The organism is Vibrio zhugei (assembly GCF_003716875.1).
Lineage (GTDB): Bacteria > Pseudomonadota > Gammaproteobacteria > Enterobacterales > Vibrionaceae > Vibrio > Vibrio zhugei.
Genome location: NZ_CP033077.1, coordinates 23697 through 47169, shown reverse-complemented (window position 1 = coordinate 47169; position 23473 = coordinate 23697). Strand labels below are relative to the sequence as shown.

Annotated in this window: 27 protein-coding genes and 3 pseudogenes; 6 read left to right on the top strand and 24 right to left on the bottom strand. The window is 41.0% G+C overall.

What is annotated here, in order from left to right; all coding sequences use genetic code 11:
• Positions 1-75: 75 nt before the first annotated feature.
• The 3 genes and pseudogenes from EAE30_RS00275 to EAE30_RS19215 form a co-directional block, all read right to left on the bottom strand.
• Complete coding sequence (locus EAE30_RS00275; protein ID WP_241967551.1) at positions 76-801, bottom strand: DEAD/DEAH box helicase family protein; 726 nt, start codon at positions 799-801, stop codon at positions 76-78.
• Complete coding sequence (locus EAE30_RS00270) at positions 794-1501, bottom strand: ATP-dependent nuclease (RefSeq protein WP_390903965.1); 708 nt, start codon at positions 1499-1501, stop codon at positions 794-796. Before EAE30_RS00270 ends, EAE30_RS00275 begins: the two co-directional genes overlap by 8 nt.
• Positions 1484-1585: pseudogene (locus EAE30_RS19215) on the bottom strand (AAA family ATPase); the annotation flags it as partial. The gene EAE30_RS00270 and the pseudogene EAE30_RS19215, both read right to left, overlap by 18 nt.
• A gap of 152 nt (positions 1586-1737) precedes the next feature.
• On the opposite strand from EAE30_RS19215, the gene EAE30_RS00265 reads away from it, so the two are divergent.
• Positions 1738-2685 (top strand): IS30 family transposase, encoded by a 948-nt coding sequence (locus EAE30_RS00265; RefSeq protein WP_123014140.1) that lies wholly within the window; start codon positions 1738-1740, stop codon positions 2683-2685.
• Here EAE30_RS00265 and EAE30_RS00260 read toward each other — a convergent pair.
• The 8 genes from EAE30_RS00260 to rnk form a co-directional block, all read right to left on the bottom strand.
• Positions 2674-3546, bottom strand: coding sequence for an AAA family ATPase (locus tag EAE30_RS00260; protein WP_241967550.1), 873 nt, complete (start codon positions 3544-3546; stop codon positions 2674-2676). The genes EAE30_RS00265 and EAE30_RS00260 overlap by 12 nt on opposite strands.
• A 16-nt stretch (positions 3547-3562) precedes the next feature.
• Positions 3563-5116 carry an IS66 family transposase gene (gene tnpC, locus EAE30_RS00255; protein WP_123014139.1) on the bottom strand — a complete coding sequence of 518 codons (1554 nt, stop codon included), beginning with the start codon at positions 5114-5116 and terminating at the stop codon, positions 3563-3565.
• A gap of 59 nt (positions 5117-5175) precedes the next feature.
• The gene (gene tnpB / locus EAE30_RS00250) at positions 5176-5529 is read right to left on the bottom strand and encodes an IS66 family insertion sequence element accessory protein TnpB (RefSeq protein ID WP_164711751.1); all 354 of its coding nucleotides are present in this window, start codon (positions 5527-5529) and stop codon (positions 5176-5178) included.
• Positions 5526-5846, bottom strand: coding sequence for an IS66 family insertion sequence element accessory protein TnpA (tnpA, locus tag EAE30_RS00245; RefSeq protein ID WP_123014138.1), 321 nt, complete (start codon positions 5844-5846; stop codon positions 5526-5528). Before tnpA ends, tnpB begins: the two co-directional genes overlap by 4 nt.
• Positions 5847-6478: 632 nt before the next feature.
• Positions 6479-7030, bottom strand: a complete 552-nt coding sequence (locus EAE30_RS00240; RefSeq protein ID WP_123014137.1) for a sugar O-acetyltransferase — start codon at positions 7028-7030, stop codon at positions 6479-6481.
• Positions 7031-7169: 139 nt separating this feature from the next.
• Entirely contained in the window at positions 7170-7535 is a 366-nt protein-coding gene (locus EAE30_RS00235) for a hypothetical protein (protein ID WP_123014136.1), read from the bottom strand.
• 259 nt (positions 7536-7794) lie between these two features.
• Positions 7795-8001, bottom strand: a complete 207-nt coding sequence (locus EAE30_RS00230; protein WP_241967549.1) for a hypothetical protein — start codon at positions 7999-8001, stop codon at positions 7795-7797.
• A gap of 107 nt (positions 8002-8108) precedes the next feature.
• On the bottom strand, positions 8109-8522 hold the full coding sequence (gene rnk / locus EAE30_RS00225; RefSeq protein ID WP_112404664.1) for a nucleoside diphosphate kinase regulator: 414 nt from the start codon (positions 8520-8522) through the stop codon (positions 8109-8111).
• Between the two features lie 256 nt (positions 8523-8778).
• On the opposite strand from rnk, the gene EAE30_RS00220 reads away from it, so the two are divergent.
• Both EAE30_RS00220 and tyrS read left to right on the top strand, forming a co-directional pair.
• On the top strand, positions 8779-9726 hold the full coding sequence (locus tag EAE30_RS00220) for an IS30 family transposase (protein ID WP_123014135.1): 948 nt from the start codon (positions 8779-8781) through the stop codon (positions 9724-9726).
• A gap of 156 nt (positions 9727-9882) precedes the next feature.
• Entirely contained in the window at positions 9883-11133 is a 1251-nt protein-coding gene (tyrS, locus tag EAE30_RS00215) for a tyrosine--tRNA ligase (RefSeq protein ID WP_123014134.1), read from the top strand.
• A 285-nt stretch (positions 11134-11418) separates the two neighbouring features.
• Here tyrS and EAE30_RS00210 read toward each other — a convergent pair whose 3' ends face one another.
• The 5 genes from EAE30_RS00210 to EAE30_RS00190 all read right to left on the bottom strand — a co-directional run bounded on the left by EAE30_RS00210 (position 11419) and on the right by EAE30_RS00190 (position 15594).
• The gene (locus EAE30_RS00210) at positions 11419-11958 is read right to left on the bottom strand and encodes a hypothetical protein (protein ID WP_123014133.1); all 540 of its coding nucleotides are present in this window, start codon (positions 11956-11958) and stop codon (positions 11419-11421) included.
• Between the two features lie 50 nt (positions 11959-12008).
• Positions 12009-12428, bottom strand: coding sequence for a DUF2513 domain-containing protein (locus tag EAE30_RS00205; protein WP_123014132.1), 420 nt, complete (start codon positions 12426-12428; stop codon positions 12009-12011).
• Between the two features lie 75 nt (positions 12429-12503).
• Positions 12504-13574, bottom strand: a complete 1071-nt coding sequence (locus EAE30_RS00200) for a hypothetical protein (protein ID WP_123014131.1) — start codon at positions 13572-13574, stop codon at positions 12504-12506.
• Positions 13575-13742: 168 nt separating this feature from the next.
• Complete coding sequence (locus EAE30_RS00195) at positions 13743-14246, bottom strand: hypothetical protein (protein ID WP_123014130.1); 504 nt, start codon at positions 14244-14246, stop codon at positions 13743-13745.
• Positions 14247-14586: 340 nt separating this feature from the next.
• Positions 14587-15594, bottom strand: coding sequence for a hypothetical protein (locus EAE30_RS00190; RefSeq protein ID WP_164711750.1), 1008 nt, complete (start codon positions 15592-15594; stop codon positions 14587-14589).
• A gap of 260 nt (positions 15595-15854) precedes the next feature.
• On the opposite strand from EAE30_RS00190, the gene EAE30_RS00185 reads away from it, so the two are divergent.
• Positions 15855-17096, top strand: coding sequence for an ISL3 family transposase (locus tag EAE30_RS00185; RefSeq protein ID WP_422398669.1), 1242 nt, complete (start codon positions 15855-15857; stop codon positions 17094-17096).
• 174 nt (positions 17097-17270) lie between these two features.
• Positions 17271-17714, top strand: a pseudogene (locus tag EAE30_RS00180) (IS66 family transposase zinc-finger binding domain-containing protein); the annotation flags it as partial.
• Positions 17715-17777: 63 nt separating this feature from the next.
• Here EAE30_RS00180 and EAE30_RS00175 read toward each other — a convergent pair.
• The 6 genes from EAE30_RS00175 to EAE30_RS00150 form a co-directional block, all read right to left on the bottom strand.
• A complete protein-coding gene (locus tag EAE30_RS00175) occupies positions 17778-18080 on the bottom strand; it encodes a HipA N-terminal domain-containing protein (protein WP_123014128.1) in 303 nt (100 codons plus the stop codon).
• A gap of 205 nt (positions 18081-18285) precedes the next feature.
• Positions 18286-18585 (bottom strand): hypothetical protein, encoded by a 300-nt coding sequence (locus tag EAE30_RS00170; protein WP_123014127.1) that lies wholly within the window; start codon positions 18583-18585, stop codon positions 18286-18288.
• 22 nt (positions 18586-18607) lie between these two features.
• Positions 18608-19099 (bottom strand): hypothetical protein, encoded by a 492-nt coding sequence (locus tag EAE30_RS00165; RefSeq protein ID WP_123014126.1) that lies wholly within the window; start codon positions 19097-19099, stop codon positions 18608-18610.
• Between the two features lie 19 nt (positions 19100-19118).
• Positions 19119-19424, bottom strand: a complete 306-nt coding sequence (locus EAE30_RS00160; protein ID WP_123014125.1) for a hypothetical protein — start codon at positions 19422-19424, stop codon at positions 19119-19121.
• Positions 19425-19469: 45 nt separating this feature from the next.
• The gene (locus EAE30_RS00155; RefSeq protein ID WP_241967548.1) at positions 19470-20846 is read right to left on the bottom strand and encodes a DEAD/DEAH box helicase; all 1377 of its coding nucleotides are present in this window, start codon (positions 20844-20846) and stop codon (positions 19470-19472) included.
• Between the two features lies 1 nt (position 20847).
• Positions 20848-21393 (bottom strand): hypothetical protein, encoded by a 546-nt coding sequence (locus tag EAE30_RS00150; RefSeq protein ID WP_123014123.1) that lies wholly within the window; start codon positions 21391-21393, stop codon positions 20848-20850.
• A 103-nt stretch (positions 21394-21496) separates the two neighbouring features.
• On the opposite strand from EAE30_RS00150, the gene EAE30_RS00145 reads away from it, so the two are divergent.
• The gene (locus EAE30_RS00145; RefSeq protein WP_123014122.1) at positions 21497-21817 is read left to right on the top strand and encodes a helix-turn-helix domain-containing protein; all 321 of its coding nucleotides are present in this window, start codon (positions 21497-21499) and stop codon (positions 21815-21817) included.
• 10 nt (positions 21818-21827) lie between these two features.
• Here the strand turns inward: EAE30_RS00145 and EAE30_RS00140 are convergent.
• Positions 21828-22859 (bottom strand): annotated as a pseudogene (locus EAE30_RS00140) (IS630 family transposase).
• 126 nt (positions 22860-22985) lie between these two features.
• A complete protein-coding gene (locus EAE30_RS00135; protein ID WP_164711749.1) occupies positions 22986-23468 on the bottom strand; it encodes a bacterioferritin comigratory protein in 483 nt (160 codons plus the stop codon).
• Between the last annotated feature and the right edge of the window lie 5 nt (positions 23469-23473).

Sequence of the window (23473 nt, the reverse complement as noted above, 5' to 3'; positions counted from 1 at the left end):
CAAACAGGATGACGCTTAGAAATGATCACTCAACAGTAAAATGTGGATCCAGTGCTGTTGATCACATTTGATATGTCAATGGGGGGCTGGTGAACGGTTACGCTGTATTGATCGCCAACACTCGTTGAGAGAGCTAGAAATAAACCCCATTCTCCTGTAAGCATCAAGTTTTTGTTGGCTATCGGACGGCGCTTTGGGCTTTGAGGAAGTGTGGTATATAGTTTGTCTAAAGTCCCCAACAGCATGAATCTCAAGCGCTTTAGATTTTGTAATTAACTTGATTAAGTCAAAATCCCAGCCAGCAAAGTCTTGGGTTTCATCGAGATAAACACGGCTATATATCGAGCTAATTCTCTCAGAAATGGCAATGTTGTCCTCTTTTACAATTCTGCATCCTAGCTTTGAGAGAAACTCTGTATGGGCACGATTTTGGCTGGTCAGAAAATGCTTTTCATTGTATTTAGCTCCTATCTTTTCTTTCCTGCCAGGAATATTCATTCGCCCTCTCTTGTGGGGGTTACTGCTATTGAGGTTGATGCCATCAATGCGAGTGGTGAAAATACACCTCTGATATGGCCTTACTACATCTTCTAATATGAAGGAATACCAGCCCTTGACTATGAACAAGTCCCTTCTCTGCCCGCCAAGTTCATCAAATTTCTTGTAAAGCTCATTTTGGTTACTACGTGTGTAAGTAATAACCAAAACCTTCTTGCCTTCATCAGTCAGTTCTATTGATTCCTTGACTATTCGAGTTGTCTTGCCTGCCCCAGCGCAGGCAATAAAGAGTTTCTTAGTCAAACTTCAATGCCTCCAACAGGTAGTTTGGATACTGAATGACGTCTGCGCTATCGAATATGCGTACAGCAGAATCTACTTTTTTAGAACCGTAGTTCTTGTCTCCTTTTTCACCTACGTAGACAGCCTTGAAGTATTCAATCTTCTCGTCCAAGCTTTTAATCTCTTTGTATTCGTTGTAGGCGATTTTTGATAAGGCTATTTCTGCGAATTTATCTAAAGTCTTTTCATCTTTTCCATTAGCAGCGATCAATGAAGGCTCTAGTGACTTTAGTTTGTCGTTTGGCTCAGAGAAGAACTTAATGTTTTTGAAATTGAAATTATTTGCATAATCAACAATGTTGCTTTGGTGTGAACCATCATTATCTTTTACCACGTTTACCTTGGTTCCGATGAGTTTGGCTATTTGAAGATAGTGCTTGAAACCTATACCTCTCACAACGATGATATCAATGCCATCTTCTTCGGGTAACCTTTTGTTATCTTGTAAGTATTTCTTCTTCAGAATCAACTCATCAGAAGGTCCTTCAACTAGAATGACTTTTTTGGAGAGAACAATTCTCAATGTGTCATATCCCGGTAATCTTTGGAGGGTTTTGGCTGTGCCAGAATCAATTTCTTTTAGCCTGAGATAGTCATCAGAAATTAAGCATAAATGGTTAAGACTAAGCTTGTTAAGAACATAAGAGCTATGGGTGGTAATAAATATTTGGTTATTGGTATTTTCTGAAATGAATTTAACCAGCCGGCTTAGGTTTGTATGAGACAAGTGATTCTCTGGTTCCTCTACAGTAACAAAGTTGACATTGCCACCTTTGTTTAAGAGAGCTAGCTCCCGATTTCAGATAATAAGTGCGACATTCATGGAAATATGTAGAAGAGGAAGCCAACTGCTGAAAGTGGTACGCTCTTCTCGCCAAAGAAACAAGCAGTACTACCATGAATTATCAACAGTTGACCGAAGGCAGAAGATACCAGATTTCTGCTCTTTTGGAACGGGGAATTTCGGTTCCTGAAATAGCTAAAACAGTTCAGTGCCACCGCTCGACGGTATACCGTGAGCTTAAACGCGGTCGGAAGGGAGAGCATTATTGCCCTAACGAAGCCCAGATGTCGTCTACCAAAAAGCGCAAAACAGCACGTAAATACCGAATACCAAAGGAACGTGTCGATTTTATCCGCCTTCTTTTAGAAACAGATTGGAGTCCAAAGCAGATTTCTAATGTATTAACGAAAATTGGTGCATCTGTCAGTCATGAGTGGATCTATCGCTTTGTTGCTCAAGATAAACGCTTGGGCGGTAAGTTATATCGTCACTTGAGACAAGGTCATAAGCGGTATCGCCGAGGTAAACAAGAGAAAGCTCCAGCGATAAAAAATGCCGTTTCGATTGATGATAGACCAAGCATCGTTGACAGTAAGGAGCGGTTTGGTGACTGGGAAATCGACACTGTGCTAGGTAAGCATGGTACAGGTGCAATGGTGACTATTTTAGAGCGTAAGACTCGATTTTACGTGGTAAAGAAAGTGCCATCTAAGTCAGCGGATGATGTCACCAAAGCGACAATAGAGCTACTGAAGCCCTATAAGAAACATGTCCATACCATTACGGCAGATAACGGGCGAGAGTTTGCAGGTCATGAAACCATCGCAAAAGAATTAAAGGCTGATGTGTACTTTGCTCATCCGTACAGTTCTTGGGAGCGTGGTGCTAATGAGAATGCGAACGGTCTTTTAAGGCAATATGTGAAGAAAGGAACCGATCTAACGACAGTGACGGACATCGATATAGAGTTCGCTTTATCGCGGATAAATTACCGTCCGAGAAAGTGTTTAGGCTTCAAGCAGGCAGCCATTATATTTGAGGAGATGGCTTTAGCTTCTTGATATTGGAGAGTGTCGCACTTCGCAGTTGAATTCGGGCTTAACCTGTATTTTATTTTGCTCCCCTTTACCTATATGGTTAAACGATACTTCATCTACCGCTAGTTGGAGCCCAGCTTCGACAGTTCCCGAGTTAGTGTCAGCTATTATCGAGAGGTTTTGCTCTGTGACCTGATTGTCAGAGTCAAGGTCATTGTTGAGATCTTGAATTTGCTGCTGCTCTTCAAAGGAGTTTTTCAATTGGCGATAGTTTAGGTGAAGTAAAGCTTGCTGCTCTTTGGTTAAGGACGAGTTAATGATGTTGGATAAATATTGGGTCTTACCATAAGTGGGATGAAGTCTAGTGGGGTCGATAAATAGACCCTTTACTTTTCTGCTCAGAAACTTAATTGGCTCCCAAGCAAAACTAAACCATTCGACTTTATAGAACTCTATTGGGATGCTGTCTACTTTAGCGCTTTTGCAAAACTCTTCATATGTACTGGTTAAATCTTCATCGAAGCAGATCTTGATAAATACGCCTTCATACTCTTTATTTTGTGAATTGTTCTTACCTCTGTATTCAGGGCAGTCAGATAAGTATGCTTCGATAAGAATTTCAGGCAGCGAGCCTTTGGATAGGTCCCCATTAAGGTATGTTCTAACCGCCTTATTATTGAATAAATGTGGAGATAGTGAGGAACTTATAGACTTACCTCTGTAGTTAGAGTTTGAAACAAGCTCTAAAGCTTCCAGAATTGTAGTTTTACCTGAATCGTTGTCTCCAACGAGTATATTCACTTTCTCATTAAACTCGTATTCACCTGATTCGATTTTCTTAAAGTTCTTTATAGTTAGTTTTTCGATGTACAGTAAGCGCCCCATGAACACACGGGGCGTTTTAGTGTGAGAAGTTCCACGGAAGAAGTGAGTCAATGTCGGGCTCTGCTTTCGCCAGCTCTTTCATGCACTTGACCATGTAATCGTAGAGAATGAGTCCATTGGCTTTAGCCGTCTCGATGATGCTATAGAGTAATGCGCTAGCATCGGCGCCTCTTGATGTGTTGGCGAAGAGCCAATTTTTTCGGCCAATGACCATCGATTTTATCGCACGCTCTGCTCGATTGTTGTCGATGGATACGTGCCCATCATCCACATAACGCACCAACTTTGGCCATTGACCCAAGGTGTATTTAATCGCTTTACCCAGTGGGCTGGATTCGAACACTTTCTGTGTCGTGAGCCATTGATACAGGTCGTCCAATATCGGTTTGGCGTGTGATTGTCTCTCTGACCAACGCTCTTCGGCTGACGACGGTTTTAAGTGAGCTTCAAGCGCATAAAGTTTTTGGATTTTCGCCAGCGCGATATCCACTTTTCCAGTCTTGCCTTTTCCCTGGAGCTTTTTTGCCTCCATGAACTTACGGCGAGCATGAGCGAAGCAACCGACGTTTGTCACTTGAGTGAGACCATCGTACGCCACATAACCATCGGTTTGCAGGTAACCCGAGTAATCGCCCAAGAAGTCCATTGGGCACGCTCTCGCGCGACTGTTTTGATAGTCGTACAAGACGATGTTTTTCATCTCCGGTAAACAAGCTTGCGGAGAGTCAGCTCCTGAGCAGTAAAGCCACATGTAACTGCGCTTCTCTTCTTGCAGCACATTCAATGGGGTTTCATCAGCATGCACCACCACTTGCTCAAGTAAGTGCGTTTTTAAGGCTTGGTACAAGGGTTGGAACTTCTCGCTCACTTGGATAACCCAGCGAGCCATAGTGGTTCTTGATAAGTCGATGCCCGATTGCGTGAACAAGGTTTCTTGTCGATACAGCGGCAAGGCGTACTGGTATTTACCTAAGATGATATGGGCCAGCAAGCTTTCTGTGGCGAAGCTTTTGGGGATGATGCTTTCGGGTACTGGCTGTTGGTGAACTGGGTTAGTCTCACTGTGTTGCTCACAATGACGGCACGCGTATTTAGGACGAACGTAGTCGATAACGTTGAGTATCGCAGGCGTGAACTCCAGTTTCTCGCTACGGTCTTCCCCGATTTGATGCAGAGAATGTTGGCAGCAAGGACACTGTTTATCGTGCTCGTCCAGGTCAAGAACCACGGTTTCGCGAGGTAAGTCTTTCGGTAATGGCTTGCGTTTACCACGGCGCTTTGTTGTGGTCGTCGTGGTCACCACGTCTTCGTCGACGTTCTCCGCTTCGCATTCCACTTCATTAAAGAAGTCGCCCTGAGCTTCGTTATACGGTTTTAACGCTTCAGAGCGCTTGGCGAACTGACGGTCAAGTGCCAGTTTGAACTGCTCAATCAAGGATTGGCGTTCTTGTTGCCATTGTGATTCTTTTTGCTGCCAAGCTTCTTGCTCAGACATCAACGCCTTCACCATCGCTTGAAGTTCCGCGATGTTTTGGCTGTCTGGATTGATGTCGGGGGTCGTCTTTTTCATGGTATTCATTGTACTGAATACCGATAAAAAAGGCTTGGTTTATCTGACTTTTATTGCCATTAACCCATTGTAAAACTGTCGATTTTTACCGATTTATGGCCGATTATTGTGAAGCCAGAAAGCAGTCTGTCGAGGTCAAATTGCGTTAAGGTCAACACCGTATTTTTCTCTTGCGTGGGCCACTTAAACTTGGCTTTTTCGAGGCGTTTATACCAGAGCGCATAACCCGTTTGGTCCCAATACAACACTTTTATTTTATCGCGTTGTTTATTGGTGAAGAGGAACAATGCCCCTGAGCCTAGCTCAAGGTCGGTGTCGGATTCAATCAACAGCGCCAGACCATTGATAGATTTTCTGAAATCGACAAACTCGCGGTATAAATACACCACTGGCGCGGTCATCATGCGCTTCATGACAAGGCTCCAATCAACTCAGCAAGATAGTGTGGTGGCGTGCCTTGAGGAATACTCAATTCGATGTTATTTACTATCAAAGTCATGTTGGCTACCGACGTCTGGGTCACCTTGCGACAGGTGGTTTTTTCAATAATTTCGGCCTTAACGAAGCCGCTCTGAGTTGGAGATGGGTTAACACTCAACTGCTGCCGCTTAGCGTAAAACGTCGATACGCTAATGTCGTGTTTTTGGCAAAAATCTTGTTGTGTAAGCGAACTGGCTTGGCATTGCTCAATCAGAGAAAGCCATTCTTGATCGGTGCGTCGTTTATTCATGTCACATCTCCTTTGGATTGGAGATGTGATCATAGAGTGGGCAAAGCCTGATTAGAATGTGGGGTTTGTGGTGCGCTTACGATGTACACGAGATTTCCCATACTAAATTACATGCTTATCAAATGACTATACCTTACTGGGATTCGGAAAAAGATGATGGAAAGCATACATTTAGGGTTGGTTATAGAATTTCGAGAAAGAATCTCAAAGGGTGAGGTTTAAAAGAAAAAGGTAATGTGTACAGAAGAGACTAAAAAGTCTATCAAAATAACTATATATCGAGTGAAACAGGACATGTACTGCTCGCTCCTTATAATTAGAAAATCTAAGCAAAAAAATTAGTCCGCTAAACCATAGAACTCTTGTTCTAGCCAGAAATGGGGCAAAGGTGTGTTTGCCGTGATCGGCGCTAGCACACCTATGGACAATTCTGAGTTAGGATTTTAACTCTACAAAGTGAGTTTAAGATTAATATTTGTATGGCTAAGTTAACGCCCGCCTAAGGGGCTGGCAACGCATAACACTAAACTCAAACACAACAACCATAACCACTGTAGCTCAATGGGACTGGAAACGGCGCGCGTTGACAGTCCCTCTTGAGGCGTTTGTTATGAGCAGCGAGCTAAAGGTTGCTAGATTTCTTTTAACACTCGTGCTGGATTGCCACCAATGACAACATTACTACCAAAACTCTTTGTTACAACGGCTCCCGAGGCAACAACAACGTTGTCACCTAACGTCACTCCTGGGTTGATCGTTGCATGACCTCCAATCCAACAGTTGTTACCTATTCTGATTGGCTTTCCAAACTCTAACCCACTGTTTCTCTGAATCGGATCGATTGGATGAGTTGCCGTATAAATTCCAACCTGTGGTGCTATAAAACAGTTATCGCCAATGCGAACTTCCGCTACGTCCAAAATGACACAGCCAAAATTGGCATAGAAATTCTCACCAACGTGTATATTCAGCCCGTAATCGCAGTTGAAGGTAGATTCAATGTGAATGCTATTTCCTGTAGAGCCCAACAAGGATTTGATTATCCCTACTCTTTTCTCTGGGCAACTTACACTTGTTTGATTTAGCTTCTCTGTGAGTAAACGAGCCTCAAGACGCAACTTGACGAGCTCAGCGTCACTCGGATCGTAATACTCGCCAGAGAGCATTTTTTCTCTTTCTCTCATATACAACTCAGTCCTAAATTTTAATGCTGCTCATAACGCCGGAGTTAAGCCGGCCCGCTGAGCGGGACCGGCGATGGTTCAATCATAGCGCCAGCGCCGAGACCGCGAAGCGGGCTCGGCTTGAACGAATTGTTATGCCTCACTCCGGAACAAGGCGCGGCCAGTTGTCCGGGCCACTTGGGAAGTTTCTGAACCTTGCCTTTTGCGGATTGAAGCACTGGCCCTCTAGCTCAGTGAAGTCGCCATGGTTGCGCGGGTACTCAACGTGCGCCACCACCGATTGGCCCTTTGCGAACAATAGAAGCGAGATGCCATCGTTGTCCTCGATGCTGGTTTTACGTTCGGCTGGCCAAGCAAAGCCGAGTGTCTTTTCAACAAATGCGTCATCTTGGTACGGGCCAACGACGCAAACTCTGTCCCAGTCAGTTGGAACGGCGGCCTTCAGGTCGATTCGCTTGTTGCCGGAGGCCTCGAATTGCTCCGAGATCTTGTCCGAGTAGTTCATACATCCAGCGCAGGCTGCAATGGTCAGGACGAGTAGGGTGCGACGCATGATGTTGTGAGGCATAACGCCAAATTAAGTAGTGAGTAACGCTACCACTAACCTAAACCATTGTGCCGTAAACACTGAAGCTGATTCAAAGCAAAAATGCCGAGCGTTACGAATCTGCTTAAATTTATTGTTATATGCGTATTCAAATATGAAAACACAACTTCTTTAAATAGCACTTACCCGCCGACCTTTCAGGTGATTCCCTATGTATTTATGAAAAGAAAGCATTGATAGCAGATACAATAAGGCCCAATGCTGGTGCAAACAAACATAGGATGGCAACAACGAAGAGTAAGATAATACGCTTCCAAGACTTTGCTGCTTCTTGGGCAAATTTAACTGTAAACCAAGAATCCGAAGCAACTAACATTGCATCTTCTTGCTGCGCATTGCTATTTCGTTTCTCATAAAGTGACATAAGCTCTATTCCTTCTACTGACGGAAGCATATAATGCCACGCTCACCGGAAAAATGAAGCGTAGCGTAAATTTGTCCGAGTGCAGCGCCTTGTTAGGCGCTTTCACATTATCGTTGATAATCGCCAGATCTCTCTGGTTGATAGAGAATTTCTGTAATTCTAACTTTCAGAGTACCCCCGCCAGGCTTGGGCCACTCGATTTCATCACCAATAGCAAGGCCGAGCATTGCACTCCCAACCGGGGCAAGAATAGAAATATTTTTTCCATTTGAATCCATATCTTTTGGATATACCAATGTCAATTCAAATTCTTGCTTCGTTGATTCAACGAAAAATCGAACTATTGAGTTCATAGTAACGATATCCTGAGGCATTTTCGTTGGCTCTACGATCTCCGCTCGATTTAGCTCCTGCTCTAACTCTTCAATGCCTGGCACACTGTTTTTCGGTAATGACTCAAGAAGAGCATACAATCTATCAGCGTCTAGTGAAGACAAAATAATTTCGGGCTTCTTTTTCATTGGTTTCTCACAAAAAATTAGATTTACTTGTCAATTTATTAACGAAGTATGATAGTTGATTTGATGTCTCATGCGCCTAACATTTTATTCGTGCGCATGCGCGTTTATCACGTTAGACCAGTAAAAACGCGCACAGTTAACTATCTGTATACCCGATTTCAGATAATAAGTGCGACATTCATGGAAATATGTAGAAGAGGAAGCCAACTGCTGAAAGTGGTACGCTCTTCTCGCCAAAGAAACAAGCAGTACTACCATGAATTATCAACAGTTGACCGAAGGCAGAAGATACCAGATTTCTGCTCTTTTGGAACGGGGAATTTCGGTTCCTGAAATAGCTAAAACAGTTCAGTGCCACCGCTCGACGGTATACCGTGAGCTTAAACGCGGTCGGAAGGGAGAGCATTATTGCCCTAACGAAGCCCAGATGTCGTCTACCAAAAAGCGCAAAACAGCACGTAAATACCGAATACCAAAGGAACGTGTCGATTTTATCCGCCTTCTTTTAGAAACAGATTGGAGTCCAGAGCAGATTTCTAATGTATTAACGAAAATTGGTGCATCTGTCAGTCATGAGTGGATCTATCGCTTTGTTGCTCAAGATAAACGCTTGGGCGGTAAGTTATATCGTCACTTGAGACAAGGTCATAAGCGGTATCGCCGAGGTAAACAAGAGAAAGCTCCAGCGATAAAAAATGCCGTTTCGATTGATGATAGACCAAGCATCGTTGACAGTAAGGAGCGGTTTGGTGACTGGGAAATCGACACTGTGCTAGGTAAGCATGGTACAGGTGCAATGGTGACTATTTTAGAGCGTAAGACTCGATTTTACGTGGTAAAGAAAGTGCCATCTAAGTCAGCGGATGATGTCACCAAAGCGACAATAGAGCTACTGAAGCCCTATAAGAAACATGTCCATACCATTACGGCAGATAACGGGCGAGAGTTTGCAGGTCATGAAACCATCGCAAAAGAATTAAAGGCTGATGTGTACTTTGCTCATCCGTACAGTTCTTGGGAGCGTGGTGCTAATGAGAATGCGAACGGTCTTTTAAGGCAATATGTGAAGAAAGGAACCGATCTAACGACAGTGACGGACATCGATATAGAGTTCGCTTTATCGCGGATAAATTACCGTCCGAGAAAGTGTTTAGGCTTCAAGCAGGCAGCCATTATATTTGAGGAGATGGCTTTAGCTTCTTGATATTGGAGAGTGTCGCACTTCGCAGTTGAATTCGGGCTTCCTCAACCATATTATTACCCACTAAATGAACCAACTATCCCTTTAGGGATATATCGCGCAAAAGGTTCTATTCGTAATCTGTACATCACATTATTCATGACAGAAAAGACGTTATAGATGACATTCATTCAGGAACTACAGACGCGCGGATTAATTGCTCAAGCCAGTGATTTAGAACAAATACAGCAACAACTTAGCCAGCCACAAACAGTTTACTGCGGTTTCGATCCTACCGCAGGCAGCCTTCATATTGGACACTTAGTTCCTCTAATTATGCTCAAGCGTTTTCAAGATGCTGGACATCAAGCATTAGCGCTTATTGGTGGTGCAACGGGTATGATTGGCGACCCTAGCTTCAAAGCTTTAGAGCGCAGTTTAAATACTGAAGAAACGGTAGCCATTTGGGTCAAAGATCTTACTACTCAAATTGAGCGGTTATTAGCACCTCATTTAAGCAAGCCAATGACGATAGTCAATAACGCAGACTGGATAAAAGACATTCATGTCATCGATTTTTTCCGTGATGTCGGTAAGCATTTTTCTGTCAACAATATGATCAGCCGCGAGTCAGTAAAACAACGGTTGCAAAGACCCGATCAAGGTATTTCATTTACAGAGTTTAGTTACTGTTTACTCCAATCTTTTGATTTTGCTGAACTTAATAGAAATTATGGTTGTAGTTTACAAATTGGTGGTAATGACCAATGGGGAAATATCGTCAGCGGTATTGATTTAACACGTCGCCAGAATGGTGAACAAGTGTTTGGTTTGACGTTACCTTTGATAACTAAATCTGACGGTACTAAATTTGGCAAAACAGAAGGAGGAGCCGTTTGGCTTGATCCACAAAAAACATCGCCATATATGTTTTACCAGTTCTGGTTGTCAACTGAGGATACAGATGTCTACAACCTTCTTCGGTACTACACATTCTTAACCTGTGAAGAAATTGATCAGATAGAGTTGCAGGACAAGTCAAATAACGGCAAACCTGAGGCACAAAAGATTTTGGCGCAAAATATGACTCGTTTTGTTCACGGAGAATCAGGGTTACGTAGTGCCGAGCGTATAACACAGGCATTATTCACAGGTGGTGTCGAGAAGCTGAGTTATAGTGAACTCCAACAATTAGAGCTAGATGGTCTTCCAAGCATTGAAAGCACTCTGCAAGACGTCGTCGAATTGTTGCTCGAGTCAGGGTTAGCTAAATCAAAACGTATCGCCAGAGAGCTGATCGAAGGCAATGCGATTAGTGTAAATGGAGAAAAAATAACACCTGACAACTCCCAACTCGGATTTCCACTGTTTGATAAATACTGGTTAATTCAGCGCGGAAAGAAGCACTTTTGCTTAATCAAACGCAAATAAAGTAAAAATGTAATGCGCCTCAGCTCATTCGTGGAAGGGTTGAACGCATTACTTTAAGTATTGCAGTGTTTCACTTAGTAAAAATTATTAGACGGTTCCTGAAAAGGAATGGGGCAGATCTGAGCTAGCCAAATCAGCTAGCTCGAAGATGGACAAAAACAAGCTAGGATGTCGGCTGTATCAGGTGAATTTCGGATAAAAATTTCTATGGGTAACACCCGCTTAAGTTCCGAATGAACGTGTGCGAAAATGGCAGGCGTTTATGAGTCCGTCTTGAAGCGTTTGTTATACATTTTTTTCAGTGTACTCAAACACAGCTTTTCGCCAATCAATTAGATATGGCAAACAACCAAGAAGGGTTAAATCCGAGCTATTATTTAAGTCTGCCAGAAGATCAGATAGAGGGTAATGGGCTGAATCCCTATGATGCAGTACTTTATCAACAGTGTCTTGCGATTGTTTGCTCAGTTTTTCTAACCAAATATGCCACTCAGGTTCATGTTTCCAGTAATTCGCAGCAGTATGTATAAGATCCGCAACAGGCTCACCGAAAGAACTGCAAGGACCTAATTTTCTAGCTTTTGAGGGTTTAAGATTTACGTCCCTAAGTACGTCAAACATATACCGTTGCATAATACAAAAACCTAGTCCAATCAGGTATTCGCCTTCATCACATAAGCTACCAACCTTCCATACATCTGCTTTGGAAATCTCATGGTTGAGCTTAGAAAGTGAAGCGTCGATGGGCTTTAATACTTCTGAGACGTAAGAAAACTCTACGTCTGCAAACTCTACCTCATTTCCGTTTTTAGAAACTATAAACATAGATGAAACCTAAAATGTATAACGCTGCGTTAAGGGGCGACAACGCTTTGTTATGAGCCAGCAGCCTCGAGTAATGCTTTGACTTTTTGCTTTGCGTAACCTTTAGCTAGGTCTTTTGCGACAGATGAGATTGTGTCTAAGCTTGACTCTTTAAAATTGGCTTGAATTTCCGCCCAAACATTGGGTTCATTTAGAGATTCAATAAAATCATGGCCAAAAGCTGTCAGACGAATTGGGACAACTGACCAACCTCTTTGACCATTCCCCATCATTGTATAGCCTACACCTCTAGCATTCTGAGCAAATGACTCGATGTATCCCTTATCAACTAATATGTCGGTATGAAATACAAATTTATCATCATCATAGTGAAAGCCTTTAGCTTCAAGTTCACGAATATTGGTAGTTGGTCTTTCAGCGCTTTCAAAAGCTTCCAATAATTGTTTCAAATATTCTTTATCAACTTTCATCGAATTATCCTTGTGGCTCATAAACAGTTTGTATGCCATATTTCTTACAAAACACTAACCATAGCGAGGCGTCTTCTAGCCGCCATTTTGTAGAATTTCTCTGTACTGGTCACTAAACTGTAATTCAGCATATGGATTAGAGTGCCTTTTAACTTTGTCTATCTCAGGCTTAATTGCATCCCAGATATCCACCATAACTCTATGATATTCAATCATACCCGGTCTTTGTAAACTTCCTGAAATCATAAAGTCTTCCGGAATGCCTTTCTGATTTCCTTTTTTAAGCCAAAAAATCCCTGCAGTGAATGATGACCAGGAAGTAATATTAACAAGGTTTGCTCTATTTAAATTGCAGCTTCTTTCATCGGCAAGATCGAACTTGTCGTAAAACTCAAAGATTAGAGGTATTGTTTGCTCAAGCCTAATTAATGGTTGAGGATGCGAGCCATATGGAACTTCTGTTCGTTCGTACGGATTAATTCCATGAAAGCGATATAAAACAAGAGCCAATGCAGAAGTAAAACTTCTTGTCTCTGCCGCTAGCTCTTCACCTTCAAAGTGCATCAGTAACGCAATTAAGCATGAAACTGTCGCATAGTAGTCAGCTGCCATTTCCGTAACATGTGAAACAGCTGAAGGTCTACCTGAGAGTACAGTATGATTTTCAATATCATTAGATGCGCAATCAACTATATCGGTACCTACATGACAACCATGCTTCTTTCTTATATATCCATGCTCTTGAATGAGGTGACCTAATTCGTGATAGAAAATCCATGTAATCCCACTTATAAACATTTGCTTGCAGCTTAGTTCTTGATCAGAATGAAAGAAAAGTGTTTTAGGATAATTGAAGTCTTTAAAGATCTTATCAAACATTCCATTATCTATACCAGACTCTATATATTTCGAATAGAGCTCAATATCGCGATAAAGCAAAACTGCAGTTTCATAAGATAACGTAATGTAATGCTTGGGAGGTTCATCAACTTTTGAACCGACAGAAGCACAAGCATAAAAATAATTCTTCGTACTCCATAGGATTTTGAGTTCTCCGCCTAGCTCAGAGTATAAGCGCTCATTTACTAAGCTTGTAACATTCGATAAAACGTCAGTTGCTAAATCGACTATTTCAAAGTCTTCCAACTAAGGCTCCTTATCTACAATATTTCCATGAGGTAAATGCTTGAAGGCAACTAACGCCCGCTTAAGTGGTGAGCAACGCTACCACAACACTCAATTATTACACCGTAAACACAAAAGCCAAATCAAACCAAAACCGCCGAGCGTTGCGAATCCGTCTTAAAGCGTTTGTTATGTGGCTTTTTTCCACTGCTCAACGGTAGCATTTGCATGAGCCATAACTTTTTCTGGAGAAATTCCACCATCTATCGTTATTTCCCACATTCTCGCTTCAATGCCCTTTTGAATTTCAACAGACATATCAGTAAATTTTGTCGTTCGACTTATGAAATAATCTCGGTCTTCTTGAGAATACAGGCAATTTTCGGTTTCTCGCATTGAGTTATGAACAACCCACTTTCTTATATCATTATAGGCTTTCAATTTATCGACAAATTCATCCGAAACAATCTCACTGCCATCAAGTAGGCCAATTAATTGCCCTAAAGTTTTTTTTGCAAATTGCTTACACTTCGACTCTGCATTTTGTCGCGTTATGCCATTGATATTTAGATGAACAGAACCAACTAAGTACAACTTAATTAGGTAGTCTTCTACAAACTGAAGATGCCAGATTGCTTCTCCTGTTTTTTGATAGAAATAGCTTAATTCTTGAGGTGCAATCTCTCTTCCCATGTATGAACTCCATTTGCCACATAACAGTATTTTTTAACTAGACACATTCCATATAAATGCAGAGAAAATACCGAATACAGTTACTTATCATATTGTTTTATTTATTAAAAGATAAAACAAAAAATTCAAAATGAAGACACTGTCGGTATAACATCCCATACAAAACTGATTACATATTTAGTTATTAGAAAATAATAGGTCAAATGATGACAAAAGAAATGTGTCCCAAGTCTTAGGCTGGCACACAATGGGGCATTACTATGTTACATGCCCCGTCAACTCACCTCTGAATATTTATGAGTCACTGACTTTGCTTAATTAGCTATTCAGTACTTGATATTTACTGCTGGCTACAACAGCACAAACCTTCTAACATCGCATCAAGAGGAGTTACTTGATCTCCATGAATAGCGCAGCGATAAAACACATGCCTTAGTCCAATTTGTTTAATGTAAAAGTCTTTACCATATAATTCATAAATCCTTTTCCGCTTCTGAAGGACATTAAGTCTTTTGTTGTTTTCTAAAGAGTATGTATCTATCTTCTTCGGGGGATGAATAGATTCGATATCTTCGGTTTCTTCATCAAACTCAATCAAAGTAACTTGTTTATTTGAATCTAAAAAAATTGTTTCCCAAGATTTACCAAAATATTTGGCTGGTGATATAGAGGGAAGTTCTAAAAGTTCAGTTCTTGAAGGGTATTTTTTGCACCAAGAGAAGTAAGTTTTATCATCTTTAATAGACGATCCGTTTTCTATTTCTGAAGCAAGAAAATCTATAAAGTCAGTATATGGATATGGTGGTAAGTCGATCTTGATATCTTCATCGGCATCAATATCGGTAAAATCTTCAGATGGTTTATCATCTTCTTGCTCTGTAGGAATACCATACATGAATGCTGTAAGTGCTTCACGCAACTTTATTTTTGCGTTGTTCTTTAGCTCAAGTATAGGAGATTCAATATCGGAGACATCGCGTATTCCAAAGCCAATCCTCCTCATTGTTTCGTCGTAACGGAACATGCCGTTATTAATTGTGGCGGTAAGCCGCTCATCTAGACCAAGTGTAGAAACCTCCTTACCATCATAAGCCAACAATAAACGTTTGTACCGACGCAACAATGCACCTTTTAACCACAAATGACGCTCCAAATAGTCAAGATGTGGGACATCTGAAGCAAGACCATTACATTCTTGGCAAGATCGTATCAGTGTTTTCCTTATGTCAACCGCATAATCTGGTATTGCCACATTTAGTGCTGGCACATGGTCCCATTCTAGACGGACTTCTACACTCGATTTTTGGCCACAGTAATGGCAGAAAGAGTCGTCTTCTACGAGTGACATTGGAAATATTTTTTTATAACCGACGTTTCTAGTAATTCTGTGTGACATTGTATTGTTAGGAAATTAGAAATTATGACCAATTCTACAGACATCTTTTCGACTAAATAATCTTAGTTATCACAAAACAGATGCTCTATTCAATGTTATGGCTATTAGATAAATTGGCTCTTCTCCGCTTTGATGAGTCTGATTCCCATACACATCAATCTCTATCATACTGATTATTAATATATTTATAGTTGGTATGTTAGAGCTGTATTTTGACTTATTCTATTTCTGGTCTTTTACGTATTGATGGACAGGTTATTCGCTCTGTTAAACTCGATACTCATTCTCAGTCTATTGATGTTTTCTGCCGTAGAGACCGTCGATTTTCAGTCAAAACGCCAAACTCCCTACAGCGGAGTACAGTTAATACCTATCTCACTCGAATTATTCATGACTTACCGATTAGTGGTCTCCAATGTCGTGTTCATATTGAATTAGCTCAAACCAGAAATACTGACGGCGTTCGACTTATTGAGGAAAGTGAATTTTTTGAGAAAGGTGTTCGATACTCAAAACGCTTCTGTCACCAGATTAGCGGGTTATGCCGTCATATGCCGATTAGCGTAATAGCAAAACATTTTGGTTTGCTATGGGAAACCGTCAAAAATATCGATAAAGCGTTATTGAATCGGACGTTTCCTCCCAGTGACCCGGCACTGCTTACTGGATTGACTCATATCGGTGTTGATGAAGTCGCTAGAGCTAAAGGGCATGATTATATGACGGTGGTTTACGATATGAATACAGGTCGCTTGATATGGGTTGAACATGGAAGGACAAGCGATACATTAAGTCGTTTTTTAACACAGTTATCTCGAGCAACCGCTGAACAAATTAAAGCTGTAGCTATGGATATGGGCGATTCCTATATAAAGGCGGTCACAGAGCATCTACCCAATGCAGATATCGTCTTTGACCGTTTTCATGTCATGCAGTTATATAGCAAGATAATACGGAAAGAGCGTTCATTTGAATTTAAAAAAGCCGAAAATCACAAAGACAAAAAACTGATAAAAGGCTCTCTGTTTTTACTACTAAAAAACGCAGGAAAACTGTCTTCTTCACAATCAGATAAGCTCGATGAGTTACTGGAATCCAACAAACACCTTTGTTTTATCTACATGATGAAAGAACAGCTTCAACAAATCTGGAACAGCACGAACTACCCAGAAATGGAACAAAAGCTTGAGCAATGGTGCCACTTGGCAATGCAGTCAGGAATACTGAGTTTACAAAGCTTTGTTGGGACACTACAGCGACATAAAAAAGGGATCTGTAACTACGCAACTTACCATTTAACCAGTGCCGCAATTGAAGCTGGAAATGTATCGATTGGTATGTTGAGGAAAAGAGCCAGAGGGATAAGAGATACTGAATATTTTAAATTGAAGATTAAACAAATCTCTGTCCCAGAGACATCCTCAATCTTTTATCCATCTGTCAAGCTCATGTAAACGGAGAAGAACCGATAAATTAAGTTAATTTTTGGCGAACTGAAATATTACGAGCAACAACGCTAGCACGTTTCGGGGCAAAACGTTTTAGAAATGGCAGCGTACCGATGCGATCGCTGCCATTTTAGTATGATACTTTAATACTCAGTATGAGACTTTATTCTACTCACACAGCAGGGTGACCTCTTCAATGAAGCGGAATGCGAAGCCGCTAAAGCTGAAGAGGAAGTTGTCACGACAACGACCACCACCAAACGTCGTGGTAAACGTCAACCACTGCCTAAAGACTTACCGCGTGAAATTCTTGTTCTTGACCTTGATGAGCACGATAAGCAATGTCCTTGCTGTCAACATACTCTCCATAAAATCGGCGAAGACCGTAGTGAAAAGCTGGAGTTCACGCCAGCGGTATTAAAAGTGTTGGAGGTTGTCCGCCCGAAATACGCTTGTCGTCAGTGCGAACAAAAAGCAGAGACGAGACGTATTCACCAGCAGCCTGCTCCAGAGAGCATCATCCCCAAAAGCTTCGCCACTGAAAGTCTGCTTGCCAACATTATCCTCGGTAAATATCAGTACGCGCTTCCGCTGTATCGTCAGGAAACCCTGTTTACACAGTCGTGTTTGACCTAGAATCATCTCAATGTCTATATCCAGCATCATCCTCCCCCCGCACACATTGGCTCAAAGCTCGAATGTAACAGCCCCAATCATGTCTTTACCGTTGTTGCATAGCATTTGAAATGTATCTCTTTCATCTATTTTTTGATGCTTTGAGTATTGCTTTAGAAGCCATCCTTCCGGAGCCAAACTTCTAAAGAAAGGATGTAGCTCTTTACTATGATATTTTTTCTTAACCATAGGGAGACTTATCGATAAGGGTGGACCGTTATAGTTATCATCATATTCAAAAGTAAAACCAGAGCGATCTTCAACAAGTAGCCCTGTATACCACCCATACAAAAATACTTTTACGCTACGACTCATATTGAGACTCTCTTATGTCAAATATTTAAGGTCACGATATGATGTGATCCTGGAGATTGAAGAGGTGGCTGCAACTCAAGGCTTTCAACCACCTTTAATCCGAATTCATAGTGCTAATTCATCGTCAAGACAGAAATGGAATTCGGTATCGCGAATATCAAACGATTAAGTATGTTGGATTGAACTAGGACACGCTCTGTTTCTTCTACGTAAATTGAGTTACATATACAACAATGTTTACAGCAATAATTGCTGCTACTTTTACCGAAAACGATACCAATTGTCTTTTGTATGAATGATAAATCGCTTGTTTAACTTCTTGTAGTTCTACCAGCAAGCGCTGTTCTTGATACGATAAAACCCCATCAAGTATCTTTTGGGCAGTTCCTGATTTCCACTGTTCGTACAATTTTAATCTTTCAAGAGAAGGGAAATCATCAGTACAGTTTCCGCTTTCAAAGGAAGCTAAAATCTGCTCTACAGTTCGTCTTTTTCTAAAAAACATCGACACTGTTCCTTAAGTCAATTTAATAATCTGCTGATTTTAAGCCGCGTATTTTAGAGATGAGCTGACTAGTGACGCCCTTTCCAAAGTCTGAACGTAAGTAACGTTCCGGATAAGGTTGTAATAGTTCCTCAGAACCAATATCTCCGCAGACATACCATTGAGCATTCAATCTATATGCATGAGCTATCATCCTGCGCACAGGGTTGTTGTCGTCCATTTGCATCCTTAATGGTAATGCTGTTTCAGGCGCTAATTCATCGCTGGAGAACACCCCATGTTCAATAAGGTATTCTCGGTCGTAACAGCTCCCAAAAGGGTAAAGTAATAGCCCTGCTTCTGATGCCGCATCTCTTAGATTGCCGATGGCTTGAAAATCCGGTTCCACCATTTCTAAAAGTGTCTTTGTTCGAGTATTAAACCATTCTTTATACTTGGCATGTATACTTGCATTGCGGTGAAAATATTCATTCGAATAGAACAAACTAAGCACGTCGAAATATAAAATCTTCATTGAGACCCTCTAATTCACATCAGGCATAGTTAAAGTGGTGCTTCATGAAAAAATCCAGATAACACCCTCTTTCCAATGCTCTTTCCTCAATTTGCTTCCATAAGACTGGTAAATAGGTTTTAAGAACCTCCGCATCCGACTGCTGGTATTCATCCTCACAGTCTCCAGTTGCAGCTTTTAGCCACTCTGAGGGAGTTAAAATAGTGAGTCCTTGATGAAAATACTCAGGAATGGCTGCCCGTATTGATTCTTCGCTACCGCTAGCAACATAAATCGTGACGCCTTCACCCGTCGCATAATAATGGCTAACACCGATGTAGAACATATCAACTCCTTAGAAGTGTATTGCTTGATGAAATATCATCGCCGGTTATAAAAACGCTGAAACTACACGTTCACGAAATCGTCCCAACCAGATTTCATCAAAAATATCGTCAGCCCCACGACCTGATGAGGAAGGTTTAGATTGAATTCCCCAATCTAATTGGCTATATCCTTTGATAGTTTTTGCGGGCACAGATTCAACTTCACCGCATTGATTTGTTGCTTGTGACTCTGGGGCATACTCGTCTTTACCGATTTTGGCAAAGAGACATGTTTCAGGAATGTCATGCTCTATACGTTCCGCATATTCAATTAAATTCTGCTCTGCAAACGTATAAAGCCAGGCTTGCTGATTTGGACTATCGTTGACTCGCAATATCCGGCCAAGCACTTGTCTAAAGTAAAGTTCTGTTTTTACAGCGCTAATATGACAACACACTTGTAAACGGGGAATATCAGTACCTTCGCTTATCATACCGACACTCACAATCCATTGGGTCGTTCCTGTTTGATAAGCCTTAATTTCAGATTGAGGATCATCATGATGGTAGGTTACCAATGTTGCTGACTGACCAAATTTTTCAGTCAATATTTTTTGTACTTGTTTTGCATGCTTCACCGATGACGCAACAACAAGACCCCCTGCATTAAAAGACTCTTTCCGGATTTCATTAAGTTTCTGACATCCTAAGCCGAGGATATACTCCATTGCTTGAGTATTATGAATTACATCTTGATACGACGTTTTTGATTGCTTAAGGAGCTCAAGAATAGAAGCAAATGATTTTTTCTCAGAACCTTCTGAAATCGTCAAATGTTCATTATCAACCAAAACTAATTTTGGCTTACGGCAGACATTGTCAGCTATAGCTTGGGCTAAACCATACTGATAATCACAAAATAGCTTGCCTTCCGGATCACTATATTCAGCCAAAACAATTGGAAATTTATCTGAACGCCAGGGAGTTCCCGACAGAGCTAACGTATAGGTAGCAACACCTTGTATACGAGCCAATATTTGTTGCCCCCAAATATTGGCTCTGTCTGGTTCATCGCCGGAACAATGGTGAATCTCATCAAATACAACAAGAACTCTATATTTTTCAATGGTTCGCCAAAAGTCATCGCCTAAATATTGAATGGACTGATAAGTCAGTGACTGACCAATTGAGCCTAAGCTACCGTTAAAAGGACAGCTAATGGTTATCGAAAACGTCGCCCTCATACCATCTGCTACAGAAACAGAAGGTGAAAAGCAAAGAATAAGGTCAATCATGCCATTATCGAGTAATACCTTAGCCAGTGAGGCTGACATGATGCTTTTCCCTGCTCCCGGTGTCGCCTGACAGAAAAAATGATTTGAGCCGGATTTGTATTTTTCAAACGCAAGAGCGACGCATTCTGCTTGCCATTTTCTTAACATGCTAGGCTCTCTCATGTGATAACGAATTCAACATATTTGTGATTGCATTAATATTGCCCATAAATAAAGCCGCTTTTTCATTGGCCACAAATTGCAATCCATCAAGAAGCTGAAATTGTTCTGGATATTGCTCCTTTAACGCTTTGTATTTATCTATCTCTCCCAGCGTCACTTCCAGCTCTCCTTTTAATTTATTTCGCTCAACTATTAACTCCGAATAGTCGTTAGTGACCTGATTTGTAACAGAGCCTTTAGGGGCGGTCCTTTTTACACGTGATTTAGGTTTACGAGGTTCAAAAGAGAGCGAACTGAACTTGTCCGTTTTGAAGTAACGCTTTTCTCTACCAGAACCTTCACAACGCAACCATTCGTTTTCTATACACCTTAAGATTTGTCGATAAACAATCTTTCGAACTTCATTGATGTCTTTTGGGCTTTCGGGAAACAAACGAGCGACATCTCTAGCTTCAACAACTGAAAATCCATCCATCTTTTTTTCTATCAACAACTTATAAATATAAACATTTATTTTTTGAGAACGTTTCATTTACTACTCGAACAATACAAAAACTAAGTATTGCTTAGTATACATAAATAAGTAAAACTAAGACAATCTTAGTATCGACGAGCCAAATAAGTATGAAACATAAGTGTCAACAGACAACCCAATCCCAAAGCGCCTCAAAGAGGCTCGTAAGAAAATGAAAATCACCCAAAAAGATTTGGGGGTACGTATCGGCATGGATGAAGGTGCTGCAAGTGCACGAATGAACCAGTATGAAAAAGGCGTGCACATGCCCGATGTGCGAACACTAAAGCTACTGGCTAAAGAACTCGGTGTGCCTTTGAATTACTTCTTCTGTGAAGATGACTCTACTGCAGAGATAGCTACCGCTATTTCAAAACTATCTGAAGAACAAAGAAATCAAGTACTTGAATTCATCAAAAACATTCAAGATGAGAATAAATGAATATACCGAATCAACTTGAAGATGCTGGCTTGAGAACCTGAAAATTATCATTAATTCGAGATGTCAAAGAGCCTGCGATCTCTGGAAGAGTCACTGCAAAAAATTGGTCTATTGCCGCCTTGAAGTCCCGTTTTCTTTTGAAGTAAACGTTGTTCCTCGACTTCTCATTCATTACTTTCCATAGCCGCTCGATTGGGTTGAGGTTTGGACTGTAAGGTGGAAGATAATGCAGTTCAATATTCAGGACAAACGCCGCATCTTTGACTAAGTCACTGCGGTGATATCCCGCACCATCCAAGATGATATGAAACTTATGGGCTAAGGGATAACTCTTTCTTAACTCACAGAAAAAGCGAACAATCGATTCACTGTTAATGCTCTCATAGTTGTGAACAATGGTTGCTCCAATATCCGACAAGTTCAGTGCGCCAATAATGTTCAATCGGCTACGATTACCCGTTGTTTCAATCACTTTATCCTGACCAGTTCGTATCCAGCCATGAGATATTTTTGTTGATAGTGTTGGGTGAACTGCGTCGATAAAGACTATCGATTCATCTTTGCCACAGCTTGCCTTTAACGCTTCATAAGCCTCTATAAATGCTTGCTGTTGTGCTTCATCAAACTTGTGTGGTACGCCTTTCGGTTGCTTGTAGCTAAAACCATTGTGGTGAAGCCATTTATTCATACCAGAAACCGTGTAATCCAGTCCAAATGTCTCTTTAACGTAAGTGACAATTTGATGTGTATGAGAATAGGTTTTCTCAGTCAAATGCTCGATTAGGTGCATGGTTTGAGTAGCAGAAAGCTTGCTTTGGCTTCCGCCATTTTCAGGCTTAAGTTTTTCAGAAAGAACGTAGTCGCTGAGGTGACGAGCAACGGTCGATTCATGAATACGAAGAGCTTGTGAAATCATAGTCTGACTCCAACCTTCAGAAGCCAGCAAAACAGCCTTAATACGGTCGCAAACTCAACTATCACGTTCAATGTCGTGCATTTGTTCGAGTTGCAGTTTCTGTTGAGGAGTCAGTGTAATTTTCATGGTTCGTAGCATGATCCTAATTCTATCGAAAATCAAGCATCTTCAATGATCACGGGTATATTAGGAATCTTTGAGGATATTTCGATTCCTAATAGATTACGACACACGAGCTATAAGCGGCCACTATTATTTAGGCTTAAAACTAACTTTAACTACATTTTCTGTGGATTGCTGAATAACATCAGCCATTGCTTCTTCACGCTTTTCATCTGGAATCAACATCATTAATCTTTCAATTATTTTCGCATGTTTAGACAGTTCTGTAGCTAAATCAGATCTATCCTTTTGTGCTTCATTAAAATAGCGTTTTTTTAAACTTGCCTGTTTTGTCCCATATTTCTTCGCCTTTTTTAGTTGTTCTAAAAGAACACTATCATATTCTTCATCATCTCTAGCTTTATTTTTTAACGATAAACTTACAATTTTCCTTTTTATATTTTCATAATGACGTAATGCACCAGGTGATTTATCAGCCTCTTTTTCAACAGTACTAAAATTTATTTTTAACTTTCCTTGTATAACCTTCTTTTTTAATTCTCTATTATGAGGTTTTCCGGAGGTTAACCGTTCTAACGCTTCTTCAAATTCTTTTTGAGTTGATTTTTTCATTTTCA